General features: G+C 64.3%; 16 protein-coding genes. 2 read left to right on the top strand and 14 right to left on the bottom strand.

All coding sequences use genetic code 11. The features are described 5' to 3' along the window. Together JNN06_RS06770 and JNN06_RS06765 are read right to left on the bottom strand one after the other, a co-directional pair. On the bottom strand, positions 1 to 958 hold a 958-nt coding region (locus JNN06_RS06770; RefSeq protein WP_291238834.1), incomplete at its 3' end, for a sensor N-terminal transmembrane domain-containing protein. An 8-nt stretch (positions 959 to 966) separates the two neighbouring features. After that, the gene (locus tag JNN06_RS06765) at positions 967 to 1,668 is read right to left on the bottom strand and encodes a response regulator transcription factor (protein ID WP_291238833.1); all 702 of its coding nucleotides are present in this window, start codon (positions 1,666 to 1,668) and stop codon (positions 967 to 969) included. 348 nt (positions 1,669 to 2,016) lie between these two features. Between JNN06_RS06765 and JNN06_RS06760 the strand changes: the two genes are divergently transcribed. Further along, complete coding sequence (locus tag JNN06_RS06760; protein ID WP_291238832.1) at positions 2,017 to 3,615, top strand: phosphoenolpyruvate carboxykinase; 1,599 nt, start codon at positions 2,017 to 2,019, stop codon at positions 3,613 to 3,615. A gap of 202 nt (positions 3,616 to 3,817) precedes the next feature. Next, complete coding sequence (locus JNN06_RS06755) at positions 3,818 to 5,482, top strand: acyl-CoA dehydrogenase family protein (RefSeq protein ID WP_291238831.1); 1,665 nt, start codon at positions 3,818 to 3,820, stop codon at positions 5,480 to 5,482. 31 nt (positions 5,483 to 5,513) lie between these two features. Here the strand turns inward: JNN06_RS06755 and JNN06_RS06750 are convergent, their stop codons facing one another. The 12 genes from JNN06_RS06750 to folK all read right to left on the bottom strand — a co-directional run bounded on the left by JNN06_RS06750 (position 5,514) and on the right by folK (position 15,455). Continuing rightward, the gene (locus JNN06_RS06750) at positions 5,514 to 6,728 is read right to left on the bottom strand and encodes an MFS transporter (RefSeq protein WP_291238830.1); all 1,215 of its coding nucleotides are present in this window, start codon (positions 6,726 to 6,728) and stop codon (positions 5,514 to 5,516) included. Between the two features lie 81 nt (positions 6,729 to 6,809). Beyond that, positions 6,810 to 7,544 (bottom strand): DNA repair protein RecO, encoded by a 735-nt coding sequence (gene recO, locus JNN06_RS06745; protein WP_291238829.1) that lies wholly within the window; start codon positions 7,542 to 7,544, stop codon positions 6,810 to 6,812. Positions 7,545 to 7,593: 49 nt separating this feature from the next. Continuing rightward, positions 7,594 to 7,926 (bottom strand): DUF1491 family protein, encoded by a 333-nt coding sequence (locus JNN06_RS06740; protein WP_291238828.1) that lies wholly within the window; start codon positions 7,924 to 7,926, stop codon positions 7,594 to 7,596. Beyond that, a complete protein-coding gene (gene era / locus JNN06_RS06735; protein WP_291238827.1) occupies positions 7,923 to 8,843 on the bottom strand; it encodes a GTPase Era in 921 nt (306 codons plus the stop codon). Before era ends, JNN06_RS06740 begins: the two co-directional genes overlap by 4 nt. Next, on the bottom strand, positions 8,836 to 9,525 hold the full coding sequence (gene rnc / locus JNN06_RS06730) for a ribonuclease III (protein ID WP_291238826.1): 690 nt from the start codon (positions 9,523 to 9,525) through the stop codon (positions 8,836 to 8,838). The genes era and rnc overlap by 8 nt, the downstream gene beginning before the upstream one ends. Beyond that, complete coding sequence (gene lepB, locus JNN06_RS06725; RefSeq protein WP_291238825.1) at positions 9,522 to 10,310, bottom strand: signal peptidase I; 789 nt, start codon at positions 10,308 to 10,310, stop codon at positions 9,522 to 9,524. The genes rnc and lepB overlap by 4 nt, the downstream gene beginning before the upstream one ends. A gap of 55 nt (positions 10,311 to 10,365) precedes the next feature. Then, complete coding sequence (gene acpS, locus JNN06_RS06720) at positions 10,366 to 10,791, bottom strand: holo-ACP synthase (protein ID WP_291238824.1); 426 nt, start codon at positions 10,789 to 10,791, stop codon at positions 10,366 to 10,368. Beyond that, entirely contained in the window at positions 10,788 to 11,534 is a 747-nt protein-coding gene (locus tag JNN06_RS06715) for a pyridoxine 5'-phosphate synthase (protein ID WP_291238823.1), read from the bottom strand. The genes acpS and JNN06_RS06715 overlap by 4 nt, the downstream gene beginning before the upstream one ends. A 33-nt stretch (positions 11,535 to 11,567) precedes the next feature. Continuing rightward, the gene (locus tag JNN06_RS06710; protein ID WP_291238822.1) at positions 11,568 to 12,269 is read right to left on the bottom strand and encodes a DUF2062 domain-containing protein; all 702 of its coding nucleotides are present in this window, start codon (positions 12,267 to 12,269) and stop codon (positions 11,568 to 11,570) included. Positions 12,270 to 12,299: 30 nt separating this feature from the next. Further along, positions 12,300 to 14,417, bottom strand: coding sequence for a bifunctional (p)ppGpp synthetase/guanosine-3',5'-bis(diphosphate) 3'-pyrophosphohydrolase (locus JNN06_RS06705; RefSeq protein WP_291238821.1), 2,118 nt, complete (start codon positions 14,415 to 14,417; stop codon positions 12,300 to 12,302). A gap of 19 nt (positions 14,418 to 14,436) precedes the next feature. Beyond that, on the bottom strand, positions 14,437 to 14,796 hold the full coding sequence (gene rpoZ, locus JNN06_RS06700) for a DNA-directed RNA polymerase subunit omega (RefSeq protein ID WP_291238820.1): 360 nt from the start codon (positions 14,794 to 14,796) through the stop codon (positions 14,437 to 14,439). 89 nt (positions 14,797 to 14,885) lie between these two features. Beyond that, a complete protein-coding gene (folK, locus tag JNN06_RS06695) occupies positions 14,886 to 15,455 on the bottom strand; it encodes a 2-amino-4-hydroxy-6-hydroxymethyldihydropteridine diphosphokinase (protein ID WP_291238819.1) in 570 nt (189 codons plus the stop codon). Positions 15,456 to 15,609: the final 154 nt, after the last annotated feature.

The following is a 15,609-nucleotide window of genomic DNA, read 5'->3' as shown; positions in this document are numbered from 1 at the left end:
TGGCGACTGACAGGCGCCCGATCTCATCCGGGCGCGCGGTCAGATCCGGGATCCGCACCCGCCCCGGCGCCATCTTGCGGGCGTCGCGGTCCCGCCCCAGCTCGGCCGCGGCCGCCAGATCGGACAAAGGATTGGCGATGGTCGAGGCCAGCACGAGGCTGAGGCCGATGGACACCAGAAGGGCGATGACGAACATCTGCAAGACCTGTTCGCGCTCATAGCGCACCAGCCGGTCGATCTCGCCCTCGGCGGAGGTCATGGTGATCACGCCCACCACCTGCCCTTCGGCCTGAATCGGGGCCGCCACCGAAAAGACCGTCCCGCCCTCCGGTTCATGCGCGGTGTTCACCGTGGTGTTGCCCGCCAGTGCCGTCGGCACCAGATCCCGGGCGAGGGCGCCACTGTCAGGCTGACCTGCAACCGGATCGCGCCCGGCAAGCAGCCCGGACACGCCCTCCCAGATGGCATTGAGGAAATCGGTGATCAGGGTCGAACGCTCTTTTTGCAGGCTGGGCCGCGCCGCGCCCCGACCGGCGGCGATCATCGCGCCCCCCGCATCGTAAACCCGCACGTCAACCCCCGGCCCTAGCGCCACCTGCCCCAGCAGGGCGGGCGCCTCGGCCAGATCCATGCCGCCCTGAAGCCGCGACTGGAATACATCCGCCACCAGCTCGGCCTCGGTGATCAGGCCTTGCTCGCGCTGAAGCACAAGGCTGTCCCGGAACGGGTTCAGAAACAGGACCCCCGCCACCATGACCACAATCGCCATCATGTTGAAGATGACGATCTTGCGGGCCAAGGGCGAGTGGTTCAGCGCCACGATACCGCGCCGCGCCTTGCCTGCGCGCAACTCCTGTTCAGCCAGCGCCTCGGGGCTGACCCAATCCTCACCCAGCACAACCTCGCCCTTGCGGGCCGGCTCTGCATCCTTGGTCCTGATACGTTGCGCGACGGTCATGCCGGCCGTCACTCCTCGTTGTAGCGGTAGCCGATGCCGTAAAGCGTTTCGATGGCCGAGAAATCAGGGTCTGCCGCGCGCATCTTCTTGCGCAAGCGCTTGATATGGCTGTCGATCGTGCGGTCATCGACATAGACCTGATCGTCATAGGCCACATCCATCAGCTGATCGCGGCTTTTCACGATGCCCGGGCGCTGCGCCAGGGCTTGCAGCAACAGGAACTCGGTCACGGTCAGCGAGACATCGACGCCTTTCCAGGCGACGGCATGGCGCAGCGGGTCCATGCGCAGCTGGCCACGCTCCATGATCTTGGTCTCTTCGGTCACCGCCGTCTCGCCCGAGACCATGGCCTCCTGCCGCCGCAGCAAGGCCCGGATGCGCTCCACCAGCAGGCGCTGGCTGAAGGGCTTTTTCACATAGTCGTCCGCGCCCATCCGCAGGCCCAGAACCTCATCGATCTCGTCATCTTTCGAGGTGAGGAAGATCACCGGCATGGTGGTTTTCTGCCGCAGCCGCTGCAACAGATCCATGCCATCCATCCGGGGCATCTTGATGTCGAGGACAGCCATATCGGGCAGGCGGCGATTGAACGCGTCCAGAGCCGATTGACCATCATTATAAGTCTCAACCTCAAAGCCTTCGGCTTCGAGGGTCATAGATACCGACGTCAGGATATTCCTGTCGTCGTCCACGAGGGCGATCCTGGACATTCCTGTGATCCTGCACTGCTCATTGTTCTGGTTTTGCAAACATTGTCGATTTTCCCGGCTCAAGAATCAATACCAAATCGCGAATCACCCTTGGAAGCCTCCTCCAGAAGACGCGGAAATCCTCAAAGAATGGCTAATATGTCTCACAGCGCCAAAGCTGCGACAGATGGTTGCGCTAAACCTTGCGTGGTTGCGCTAACGGCCTGAAACGGCGCTATTCCCTTGCAAAAGCGACGTGTTATAGGGCGCTTGTCGCCCCACCTTTCAGGGCCGACCGGTCGCCCCAGGCCCGGGCCGCCGATGTGAACCGAAAGACGCCGCGCCCGCGCGGCACCGGAGAGCCAGCACATGACGCATGGACGCGTGAACCCCCGCCACACCCTCGAAACCCAGGGCATCAGCGGTCTGGGCAACGTCTATTACAACGATATCGAACCGGCGCTTGTCGAAGCGGCGGTGCGTCGCGGCGAGGGGCGTCTGGGGCGCGGCGGTGCGTTCCTGTGCAGCACCGGCCAGTTCACCGGCCGCTCGCCCAAGGACAAATTCGTTGTGCGCACCCCCGCCGTGGAAAACACGATCTGGTGGGAAAACAATGCCCCGATGGCGCCCGACGCCTTCGACCGCCTGCATGCCGACATGCTGGAGCATATGAAGGGCGGCGATTATTTCGTGCAGGATCTGTATGCGGGCGCCGATCCGGCGCATCGTCTGGATGTGCGCGTGGTGACCGAGCTGGCCTGGCATGGCCTGTTCATCCGCCACCTGCTGCGCCGCCCGGCGCGCGAGGAGCTGGACAGCTTTGCGCCGGAATTCACCATCATCAACTGCCCCAGCTTCAAGGCCGATCCGGCCAAGCATGGCTGCCGCACCGAGACGGTGATTGCGCTGAACTTTGAAAAGAAGCTGATCCTGATCGCCAATACACAATATGCGGGCGAGAACAAGAAATCGGTCTTTACCCTGCTGAACTACATCCTGCCGGAAAAAGGCGTGATGGCGATGCATTGCTCGGCCAACCATGCCATTGGGAACCCTGAGGATTCGGCGGTGTTCTTCGGCCTCTCGGGCACCGGCAAGACCACGCTTTCGGCCGATCCCTCGCGCATCCTGATCGGCGATGACGAGCATGGCTGGGCTGAAAACGGCATCTTCAACTTTGAAGGGGGCTGCTACGCCAAGACGATCAACTTGTCGGCCGAGGCCGAGCCGGAGATCTATGGCACCACCACGCGTTTCGGCACCGTGATCGAAAACATGGTGTATGACCCCGAGACGCTGGAGCTGGATTTCGATGATGCCAGCCTGACGCAGAACATGCGCTGCGCCTATCCGCTGGATTATATCTCGAATGCTTCGGATAACGGGCTTGGCGGCCAGCCGAAGAACGTCATCATGCTGACCTGCGATGCCTTTGGCGTGCTGCCCCCCATCGCGCGGCTGACCCCGGCGCAGGCGATGTATCACTTCCTGTCGGGCTTCACCTCGAAAACCCCGGGCACCGAGCGCGGCGTGACCGAACCGACGCCGACCTTCTCGACCTGCTTTGGCGCGCCCTTCATGCCGCGCCGGCCGGAAGTTTATGGCAAGTTGCTGCAAGAGAAAATCGCCGCGACCGGCGCTGAATGCTGGCTGGTGAACACCGGCTGGACCGGCGGCAAGCATGGCACCGGCAAGCGCATGCCGATCAAGGCCACCCGCGCCCTGCTGACGGCGGCGCTGGATGGCTCGCTCACCAAGGTCGAATTCCGCAAAGACCCGAATTTCGGCTTTGAAGTGCCGGTCTCGGTGCCGGGTGTGGATTCCACCTTGCTGAACCCGCGCGAAACCTGGGCCGACAAGGCCGCCTATGACGCGCAGGCGCAAAAGCTGGTCAGCATGTTTGCCGAAAACTTTGGCCAATATGTGCCCTTCATCGACGCAGATGTGAAGGCTGCCGCCATCGGGTGACCGCCGGGGGCTTTGCCCCCGGACCCCCAGGATATTTGGGAACAGATGAAAGGCCTCGGGTGCAGACCCGGGGCCTTTGCTTTTGCGGCGACAAATTCACTGCGACACTTTGATACGTCAGATGGCATTTGTTTGAATTTTTCTTGCGCTGCAACTGCGAAGGGTTTAGCTATTTCGCATCCGCAGAATCCGAGGAATCGCCATGCCGCATGATGGACAGACCGCGCCCGCTTCGCCGCTTTTGTCGGGCCTCCCCGCGCTGACCGCCGCCGCCCTGCCCGAGGTCGAGGCGCTGTTTGTCGAGGCCCGCGAGGCGCTGCGCACCCGGGTCACCCAAGGCGGCAAAATCTCCGCCGCGGCGCTGGAGGCCGAGCAATATGCGGCCCATACGCTCAGCTGGCTGGCCACCTATACCGAGGCATTGCGGCAGCTGAACGCCTGGGCCGGGCGGTTGGCCGATCAGGGCCATCTGGGGCAGATGGAAAGTCTGATCCTGCAAATCGGCTTCGGGGAATATCTGGCGCAGGTGGCAGGCGGCATCCCGATGTCGCAGACCGAAACTGCGCGGCTTTCCGATCTTGGCCTGAGCTGGACCCCCGGCGCCGAGGCGGCGACCCTGATCGCCGCAGGCAATACGCCCGGCGCCCGTGCCGCGCTGGTCGCCTGCATGCGCGACAATCAAGGCCGTGCCACCTTTGGCGCCACCGGCCTGGATGAAGAGCTGGAGATGATCCGGGACCAGTTCCGCCGCTTTGCCGAGGAACGCGTGATCCCCTTCGCCCATGACTGGCATCTGAAGGATGAGCTGATCCCGATGGAGATCATTGAATCCCTTGCGGAAATGGGCGTCTTCGGGCTGACCATTCCCGAGGAATTCGGTGGTTTCGGCCTGTCCAAGGCCTCGATGGTTGTGGTCTCGGAGGAACTGTCGCGCGGCTATATCGGTGTGGGTTCGCTGGGCACGCGCAGCGAAATCGCAGCCGAGCTGATCCTGTGCGGCGGCACGCCCGAGCAAAAGGCGCATTGGCTGCCCAAGCTCGCCAGCGGCGAAATCCTGCCCACCGCCGTGTTCACCGAGCCGAACACAGGCTCGGACCTCGGCTCGCTGCGCACCCGCGCGGTGAAACAGGGCGAGGATTGGGAGGTGACCGGCAACAAGACCTGGATCACCCATGCCGCGCGCACCCATGTGATGACCCTGCTGGCGCGCACCGATCCGAACACCACCGACTGGCGCGGCCTGTCGATGTTCCTGGCCGAAAAGACCCCCGGCACCGACGAGACCCCCTTCCCGACGCCCGGCATGACCGGCGGCGAGATCGAGGTGTTGGGCTATCGCGGCATGAAGGAATACGAGCTGGGTTTTGACGGCTTCAAGGTGAAGGGCGAAAACTTGCTGGGCGGCGTTGAAGGCCAAGGCTTCAAGCAGTTGATGCAAACCTTTGAATCGGCACGCATCCAGACCGGCGCCCGCGCCATTGGCGTGGCGCAATCTGCGCTGGAAACCGGCATGCGCTATGCCGAGGAGCGCAAGCAATTCGGCAAATCGCTGATCGAGTTTCCGCGCATCGCCTCCAAACTGGCGCTGATGGCGGTGGAAATCATGATCGCCCGGCAGCTGACCTATTTCAGCGCCTGGCAGAAAGACCATGACAAGCGCTGCGATCTGGAGGCCGGCATGGCGAAACTGTTGGGCGCCCGCGTTGCCTGGGCGAGCGCCGACAATGCGCTGCAAATCCATGGTGGCAATGGTTTCGCACTGGAATACCAGATCAGTCGCATTCTCTGTGACGCCCGCATCCTGAACATCTTTGAGGGGGCCGCAGAAATTCAGGCGCAGGTGATTGCCCGCCGCCTGCTGGATTGAGAGCGGCCTGCCGGATGGCCCCCGGCAGGCCTCAGCCCCCGCCTCGCGACGGCCGCGCCGTGCCGAGGCGGGGGTGCAGTTGTCCCGCCATGCCAAAGGCCGCCGCAAAGCCGAGGCCGCTGGCGACAAACACCCCCGCAATGGGCGCCACCAGCAGCACGGCCCAGGCGGCACCGGGCGTGAGAATGCCGGATACATCCCGGAAACTGGAATATACCGCCGCCATCTCGACCCGCTCTGACGGTTTGACCGATAGCATGAAGGGCAGGCCGCCCGCCGTATCCAGCATCACAAGGCCGATGGACCCCAGCATCAGGCAGGCCACCGTGATCACCGGCAGGCCCGACAGCAATCCCGCCGCGCAGAACAGGATTGCGCAATGCGCAAAGGCCCATCGCACCGCCCGGCGAACGGTGATGCGATGCACCAACCGCAGAAACAGCGGGGTCAGAAACAGCATGGCATTGGAGAGCGACAGGGCCACCCCGCCCAGCTTGTCGCCCAACCCGCCCTCGATGCAAAAGATCGGCAGGTAAACGACATAGACCCACCAGCCACAGCTGCGCAGCACCGCGAACAACCAGCCCGCGATCAGCCTTGGCTGGCGCAAGAACCGGCCAAGATAGGCCAGCGGGTTGACGGCCGGGCCGCGCGCGCGCTGGATCTGCCTGCCATTGCCCAGTCGCAGCCACCAGAACACGCCCAGCAACGCCAGCGCAAACCCCATGGCCAGCAGAAAGGGCAGTGGTCGCCACAAATCCCGCAGCCAAACTCCTGCAACCGGCCCGATCGCCCAAGGCGCCGCAGCATAAAACATCTGAAGGCTCTGCGTGCGCCCCAGATCATGCCGCGCGACATAATCCAGCACATAGGCATTGAAGCACACAAAACAGGTCGCGGTCGCCAGCACCATGCACAGCAAGGCCACCGGCATCAGCGCCGCCTGCGGCAACATCGCAAGGACCATGGCCGCAAGATAGAGCCCGCAGCCCAGGCTATACATCCAGCGGCGTGGCACGAAACTGGTGGCCCAAGGCACCATCAACCCCCAGACCAGCGAGCCGAGCCCAGCCAGAAAATAGCTCTGACTGACCGCCTCGGCAGAACCGGAGGCCTCGTACATGGCCAGCGGCATCACTGAAATCAGGAGGCCCCGCACCGCCGCCTCCAGCCCCGCCAGCATGGCAAAAGCCTCGATCCGGGGCGCAACCCGGCTTTGCCGGACCGGAATTTCATACTGGTGCATCAAGGTCTCCCTCAGCCCAGTAAGTAGCCTTTGTCGGCCCGGGTCTTGCTCGGGGCCGACAGATTGCGTCGCCAACAGGCGTCACTCAGGCGGTGAGCACAATGCCAGGTCCAGCAGTCGCCCGCGCGCCTGCGGCAAGGCGCTGCGCCCCCGCAGGGCCGAAAGCTCGCGCAACAGGAAATGCCCGGTGATGGCAAAGCCCTGAGAAAGCTCGGCCAGAGTCATCCCCCCCTGCCCCAACAGGCCCAAGGGCAGCGGCAGCAGGCGCGAGGCCCATTCACCGGCGCCTTGCTGGCTGACCGCCCGCCCGGTGCGCGGGCTGACAAAGCGCAACTCCTCGCGCTGGCCCGTCACCGCACAGCGCGACAGATCCAGCGCAAAGCCGCATTCCTCCAGCAACAGCACTTCCCACCGCAGATATTCTGGCAGCCAGCCTTCAGCGGCCTTCGCCTCCACCTGCGCCAAAAGCGTCTGGGTGCGGGTATAAAGCAGCGGATAAGCGCTCCGCTCGGGCAGGGCAAAGCGCAGCATCGCGCAAACCGCGTTCAACCCTGCCAAGCCAAGAGGATCGCCCAGCAAGGCGGCCCGGCTGAACCGCGGCTCGACCGTGAAACTGCCCAGATGCTCATCCAGCCGCGCCCGCCAGCCGACCTCGATCTGGCTGCCCGGTTGCAAAACCGCAGCCACCTTGCGGGAGGCGCCGCCCCGCACCACCCCGGCATGCAGCCCATGCGCTGCGGTGAAAACCTCAATGACTGCCGATGTCTCGCCAAAAGGGCGCGAGGTGATCAGCGTGCCTTCATCCCGCCACTCCATGCCGCATTATCCGTTGCGGCAAGTCTGTCGGCAAGAGATGAAGATCTGGTTACTCAAGGCCCGGCTCGTCCAGCAGGTTGCGCCCCGCCCGATCTTCCAGCTCGATCACCCAGAGATCGCGGTCAGACGTCCGCGCCCGGGTGACCGAAATGTCAACCTCTGCCTCGGGGCCTTCCGCCAGCAAAACCCAGATCCGCCGATCTGTGGCGAAATCATAGCTGCGCTGCCAAGCCCGCGCGCAACCGTCCAGCGTTGCGCATTTCACCACGACGGCGCCCGCCGTCGCATCGCCCTTGGCCGTCACATAAGCCGGAATATCTGCCAGACGCAACCGCGCGAGATAGGCCGAAACCCAAAGCCCGCTGGCAAGCCGCGCGCTCAATCGCCATCCTTGAAATCAAGGCCCATTTCTGAATAGCGGTCAGGCTCATCCAGCCAGTTCGGGCGCACCTTGACCTGAAGGAACAGATGCACCGGGCGATCCAGAAATTCCATCAGATCCGCCCGCGCAGCCTGACCGACGGCCTTGATGGTCTCGCCCTTATGCCCCAGCAGGATACCCTTGTGGCCATCGCGCGCGACGTAAACAATCTGGTCGATGCGGGTCGAGCCGTCGGGGCGGTCTTCCCATTTCTCGGTTTCGACGGTCAGCTGATAGGGCAACTCCTCGTGTAAACGAAGCGTCAACTTCTCGCGCGTAACCTCGGCTGCGATCATGCGCATCGGCAGGTCGGCGATCTGATCCTCGGGGTAGAACCACGGCCCCACCGGCAGCTCGCCGGCCAGCCATTCACGCAGCTTGTCCACACCGTAACCACGTTCGGCAGAAATCATGAAGGTCTCGACAAAGGGAAATGCCGTGTTCAGCGCCTGGCTCAGCGCCAGAAGGCTTTCAGCTTTGACCCTGTCGATCTTGTTGATCGCCAAAGCAATTTTCTGGTTTGCGCCGCGTTCTTTCAACGCGTCGAGGATGTTTTGCACACCCTCGGTCAGCCCGCGATGCGCCTCGACCAGCAGCACCACGATGTCGGCATCTGCCGCCCCGCCCCAAGCGGCTGCGACCATCGCGCGATCCAGGCGACGACGCGGACGGAACAAACCGGGCGTATCGACGAACACGATCTGGGCGGCACCCTCCATGCAGACGCCCCGAATCCGCGCGCGCGTGGTTTGCACCTTATGCGTGACGATCGACACTTTCGCCCCGACCATCCGGTTGAGCAACGTGGATTTGCCCGCATTGGGCTCCCCGATCAAGGCCACGAAACCTGCATGCTGCACTGCGTCCTGCTCAGCCATTCCGGCCCTCCATCCGCGCCAACAGCGCCTTGGCAGCGGATTGCTCCGCCGCGCGTTTCGTGCCCGCACGGGCCTGTTCAGTCTCGCCCGAGGCCAGCCGGACCTCCACCGTGAAAACCGGCTGGTGATCGGGGCCTTCGCGCCCGAGCGCCGTATAGCTTGGCGGCGTCTGGCCGCGCGCCTGCGCCCATTCCTGAAGCGCGGTCTTGGCGTCGCGCGCATCGGCCTCCACGGCCCCGATCCGCCCGCCCCAAAGCCGCAGCACCAGCGCGCGTGCGGCCTCAAACCCGGCATCCAGATAGACGGCGGCGATCACCGCTTCCATCGCATCGCCCAGCAAGGCCTCCTTGCGGCGCCCGCCCGACATCATCTCGGACCGGCCAAGTTTCAGCACGTCGCCCAAACCCACCGCCCGCGCCACATCCGCACAGGTTTCCTTGCGGACCAGCGCGTTGAAACGTGGGGCCAGCTGGCCTTCCGCAGCGCCCTCATCGGCGGCCAGAAGGGTCTCGGCCATCACCAGACCCAGCACGCGGTCGCCCAGAAACTCCAGCCGCTGATTGTCCGGTCGGGTCGGCGCCGAGATCGACGCATGGGTGACAGCCCGCACCAGCAGCTCCGGGTTGGCGAACCGATGCCCCACCCGGCCCTGAAAGGCGATAAGATCAGCCGCCAGTTTCACTCGATGGCCTTGAAGAAACGGTCAGACCGCCAGGTCCAGAAAAACAACATGGATTTCCCGGCAGAGGAGAAAACGATGCGGTCCGCGCGGCCGATCAGATATTCGGCGGGCAACATCCCCACACCGCCGACGGCCTGGCTGTAGCGGCTGTCGGTCGAATTGTCGCGATTGTCGCCCATGAAGAAATAATGGCCCGGCGGCACGGTGAAAACATCGGTATTGTCGCCATAGCCATTGGTGTCGATGTTCAGCACGGCATGTTTGCGGCCATTCGGCAGGGTCTCGATGGCGCGGGTTCGCGTGCAAAGCCCGCCCTGCCCCACCGGCCCGTTTTCGCAGCGCGGCAGGTTGCCCATTGGGCCCTGCGGCTCATAGATTTCCTCGAATTGCCCTGCCGGGGTCTGCGGCACTTCCTGGCCGTTGATCCACAGGATGCCATTCTTCATCTGGATTGTATCGCCCGGCAGGCCGATCAAGCGCTTGATGAAATCCGAGCCGTTCACCGGATGGCGGAACACGACCACATCGCCGCGCTCGGGCTCGGCGGCCCAGATCCGGCCCTCGATGGGACAGGCCGAGAACGGGCAGGAATAGCGCGAATAGCCATAGGCCATCTTGTTCACGAACAGAAAATCGCCGATCAGCAACGTGTCCTTCATGGATTCCGACGGAATCCAGAAGGGCTGGAAGAACAGGCTGCGCAGCACGCCCGCGATGACCAGAGCCCAGGCAATGGTCTTGCCCCAATCCCAGATCGTATCGCCCGTTTTTTCCGTCGCAGCCATCATTGCCTCGCTCAGCGGTCATTGCCGCGCTTCATGCGCGTCCACCGGCGCGGAGTCAAGTTTGCACCGCCGAAAGCCCGCCAAGTGGCCGCGCCTCGATCACCACGAAAGCCTGCGCCCAAGGGTGATCATCGGTCAGGGTCACATGCACCAGCGCCTCATGATCCGGCGGCGTCATGGCAAGCAGGCGCGCCGCCGCCCAACCCGTCAGCTGCATCACCGGCTGGCCGCTGCGCAGATTGCTGACCGCCATGTCACGCCAGGCGATGCCCATGCGCAGCCCCGTGCCAAGCGCCTTGGAACAGGCCTCTTTCGCCGCCCATCTTGTAGCATAGGTCGCGGCCACGGCCATCGGCCTGGCTTCCGCCCGGGCCTGTTCGACCGGGGTGAAAACGCGGTTGCGGAAACGGTCGCCATGCCGCTCCAGCACGGCGGCGATGCGTTCGATATTGGCCAGATCGCTGCCGATGCCGAGGATCATGCGCCCGCGCGCGCCGCATCCATGCGCCGCCGCATTTCCTCGATGGCGGGGCCGAGGCCAAGATAAATCGCCTCGCCGATCAGGAAATGGCCGATATTCAGCTCCATCACCTCGGGAATGGCGGCAATCGGCGCCACATTCTCGAAGGTGAGGCCATGGCCGGCGTGAACCTCCAAGCCCAGCGAGGCCGCCAGCCGCGCGCCCTCCCGCAGGGCGGCCAGCTCGGCCTCCGCCTCGGCCAGAAGGCCCTCGGCATGCAGGTCGGAATAATGGCCGGTATGCAATTCGACCACCGCCGCGCCGATCCGGGCCGAGGCCGCGATCTGGCGCGGGTCATGGCCGATGAACATGCTGACGCGGCAGCCCGCCGCCCGCAGCGGCGCGATGTAATCGGTCAGCCGCGCCAGATCGCCCGCCACATCGAGGCCCCCCTCGGTCGTGCGCTCCTCGCGCCGCTCGGGCACCAGACAAACCGCATGGGGCTTCAGCCGCAGCGCGATGCGGGCCATTTCGTCGGTTGCGGCGCATTCAAAATTCAGCGGAATGCCAATCCCGGCCCGCAGCGCCTCCATATCGGCATCGCGGATATGGCGGCGATCCTCGCGCAGATGTGCGGTGATGCCATCGGCCCCCGCCGCCTCGGCCAGCAAGGCGGCGCGCAGCGGATCGGGCCAATCAGAGCCGCGGGCATTCCGAACGGTTGCCACATGGTCGATGTTCACGCCAAGCCGCTGTCTGTGCATGATGCACCCCGCAAATCGAGTTCCTGCGCGACCTTACGGCGTCGCGGGCGGCTCGTCACCCCCCGAAGCACCCGGCGCGCTGCTACCAGACGCCGCGTTGCGCCCCGCCAGCCGGGCGCGCGTCGCGCGGCGTTTCTCGCTGCGTTCACTCATCCGCGAGGCGCGCAGCTTCTGATAGGCATGCACCAGCGGGATGGTCATGTAATAGGTCGCGATGCTGGCCAGAATGCCGGGGATGATGGAGCCGATGGTATAGGGCCAGAACAGGAACCAGAAAAAGTCGATCAGCTTGTCCCATTGCGCCACCTGATCGGTGAACATCGCCAGGAAGTTGTGCCAAAGCTGCGCACCGGCATCGGCAAAGGCGCTCAGCACCTCGCCGAAGGTCAGCGGGCGCTCGATGCCCAGCATCCAATGCCCCAGCTTGAGGCAGCCCATCGCCAGAAACGGCGTCGTCAGCGGGTTGGAGATGAAAGTGGCCAGCAGCGCCGCAATGATATTGCCGCGCATGACATAGGCCAGCCCCGCCGCCGACAGCATCTGCACCATATAGACCGGCGGGAAATTCACGAAAGTGCCCGCCGCCACCCCGCGCGCGATGCGATGCGGCTCATCGGGCAGGCGCGTCATGCGGTGCAGCACATAGCGGACCGAGCGGCGAATGCCCCCCTTGGGATAGATGATATCCCGAGCCAGCTGTGCGTAGCTGCGCTTGTCGCGCCGTTTGAATACCACGTTCTCTCCCCCGCCCGCCCCGCGCGCCCCTCAGGGTTTGCGGCTGAGGTCACGGCGCCGCGCGATTTGCGCGACATCGGTTTCCGCCTCCAGAGCGGTCATCACCATGTGAAGATGCTCCAGGTCGCGCAGATCCACATCCACCACCAGTTTGTAAAAATCCGGTTTCCGGTCGAGGAAATGCAGGTCCGAGATATTGGCCTTCTGCTCGCCGATCAAGGTGCAGATGCGCCCCAGCACGCCTGCGTCATTGGCGATGGTGAGTTCCAGCCGCACCGTATGGATCGCGGCATGGCGCCCGGCCTGCCAGCGCAGGTCGACCCAGCGTTCGGGCTGTTCCTCATATTCCGCAAGGGCGGGGCAGTCGATGGCATGGGCAATCACGCCCTGACCGCGATGGGTGATGCCCACGATCCGCTCGCCCGGCACCGGCTGGCAGCAGGGCGCGCGCACGAAATTCTGATCGGCCCCAAGGCCCAGAACAGGGCGTTGCGCGTCAACTTCCTCGGGCACGGCCACTTGCAGCTCGGGGTATAGCACCTCGATCACCTTGCGCGCCGTCAGCTCGGCCGAGCCCAGCTGTGCCAGCAGCTCCATCTCGTCGGGCAAGGCCAGCATCCGCGCGGCGGTGCGCAGCGCCTTGTCGGTGGCCTTTTTGCCCGCGTGATCGAAGGCCGCGCGGGCCAGTTCCTGCCCCAGCTTGATGAAGCGGCCGCGGTCTTCCTCGCGCAGGCTGCGACGAATGGCCGCTTTGGCGCGGCCCGTCACCACGATGTCGATCCAGCTGGCCTGCGGGCGCTGGCCCTCTGCCGTGATGATCTCGATGCTCTGGCCGTTTTTCAGCCGGGTCCACAGCGGCACGCGGATGCCGTCCACCTTGGCCGAGACGGTGGAATTGCCGATCCGTGTGTGGATGGCATAGGCGAAATCCAGCGGCGTGGCGCCGCGCGGCAGCTGGATCACATCGCCCTTGGGGGTGAAGCAGAACACCTGATCGGTGTACATTTCCAGCTTCACATTCTCCATGAAATCGTCGGTATCCTCCGAGCCGAGGCGCTCGGTCAGGCTGGTCACCCATTTGGCCGGGTCGATGGCGAAGGGGTTCTGCACCCGCACGCCCTCGCGATAGGACCAATGCGCCGCCACCCCCGATTCGTTGACCTCATGCATCTGGCGGGTGCGCACCTGCACCTCCACCCGCTTGCCGTCACGCCCCGAAACCGTGGTGTGGATCGAGCGATAGCCGTTGGATTTCGGCTGGCTGATGTAATCCTTGAACCGGCCCGGCACCGCCAGCCAGCGTTGATGGATCACCCCCAGCACGCGATAGCAATCGGCCACATTGGCCGTGATCACGCGGAAGCCGTAAATGTCGGACAGGCGCGAGAACGCCAGATCCTTCTCCTGCATCTTGCGCCAGACGCTGTAGGGTTTCTTGGCCCGGCCATAGACATCGGCGTCGATCCCGGCCTTTTCCAGCTCGTGCCGGATGTCGGCGGTGATCTTGTGGACCACATCGCCCGCCTCGCGCTGCAAGGTGATGAACCGCCGGATGATCGAATTGCGCGCGTCGGGGTTCAGCACGCGGAAGGCCAGATCCTCCAGCTCCTCGCGCATCCATTGCATCCCCATGCGGCCCGCCAGCGGCGCATAGATCTCCATGGTTTCGCGGGCTTTCTGGGCCTGCTTTTCCGGGCGCATCGACTTGATCGTGCGCATATTGTGCAGACGGTCGGCCAGCTTGACCAGGATCACCCGCAGATCGCGCGACATGGCGACGAACAGCTTGCGGAAATTCTCGGCCTGTTTCGATTCGGTCGAGGTCAGTTGCAGATTGGTCAGCTTGGTGACGCCATCGACCAGCTCTGCCACCTCCTCGCCGAACTCGAGGGCGACATCGGTATAGCTGGCCTTGGTGTCTTCGATCGTGTCATGCAGAAGCGCGGTGACCAGCGTGGCATCATCCAGCCGCTGCTCGGTCAGGATGGCGGCCACGGCCACCGGATGCGTGAAATAGGGCTCGCCCGACTTGCGGAACTGCCCCTCATGCATCTGCTTGCCATAGGTATAGGCGCGCCGGATCAGATCGGCATTGGTGCGCGGATTGTAGTTGCGGATCAGGGCAATGAGGTCTTCGACGTCGATCATGCCCTGCCCGCCTGCCGCATCAGCGGTCGCCCTGCGCTTCCATCAAGGCGCGCAGCATCTTTTCTTCGCTCATGTCGTCGCTGGCGGGGCGGTCCACCGCATCGCCATTGCCCATGAGCAGCGCCATCTGGTCTTCTTCCGGCTCGTCGACCTCGATCTGGGTCTGATAGCTTTCGATCATGCGCTCGCGCAGCGCATCGGCCGACTGGGTTTCCTCGGCGATCTCGCGCAGCGAGACGACGGGGTTCTTGTCATTGTCACGCTCCACCGTCAGCGGCGAGCCCGACTGGATCTCGCGCGCCCGATGGGCGGCCAGCATCACCAGCTCGAACCGGTTCGGCACCTTGTCAACGCAATCTTCGACCGTCACGCGGGCCATGGGACTCTCCAGTAGCGGATGGGTATGGAACCGCCTCTCTATAGGGCGACAAGACCCTTGACAAGACCGGAATCAGCAAAAGCCCCGCATCACAGGGGTTTGACCTCTGCCACATCCCCGGCGGGCAGGGCCGCCAGCATCTCGGCCACCGTCTGCCCGAGGGCGGGGTGCCGCCAGTCCGGGGCAATCTCTGCCAGCGGAACCAGCACGAAGGCGCGGTCTTGCAGGCGCGGATGCGGCAGGATCAGCCGGTCGGGCGCCTGCCGGGCCTGCGCATCCGGGGGCAGATCGCGCCAGGCCGCCTGCCCCGCCGCGTCGGGCAGCAGCTGCGCGCCCATGGCCAGCAGGTCCAGATCCAGCGTGCGCCCGGACCAACGCTGCACCCTGGCCCGCCCGAACGCGGCCTCCACCGCATGCAACAGCGCCAGAACCGCCGCGGCATCCCGTGCGCCCGCGTCCAGCACCGCCGCCGCATTCACATAATCCGGCCCGGCCCCGGCCGGGAAGCAGGGCGTGGCATAGAACCGGCTCACAACCACAGGCGGCAACCCCGCTTCGGCCAGCCGGTCCAGGGCTGCGCGCAACAGCACGGCCGGGGGCATTTCCTGCCACGGCAGATTTGCGCCAAGGGCAATAATTACAGGGTTTTCAGGTGGCATGGATGGTGGCACTCTCTTAAGTAGGGGTTGCGTTGATTGCTGTCTGATTGCTATCCAATCGCGTTCCAAAACCGTTTTGAGAAGGACACCACACTTTTCATTTTCGGCCTCGGAACGGAATTTGAGGGGAAAACTTATGTTTTACAAGGACGAA

The organism is Gemmobacter sp., from assembly GCF_016792925.1.
Taxonomy (GTDB): domain Bacteria; phylum Pseudomonadota; class Alphaproteobacteria; order Rhodobacterales; family Rhodobacteraceae; genus Gemmobacter.
Note: the sequence above shows the minus strand (reverse complement) of the source record. Positions and strands in the feature narration are given on the sequence as shown.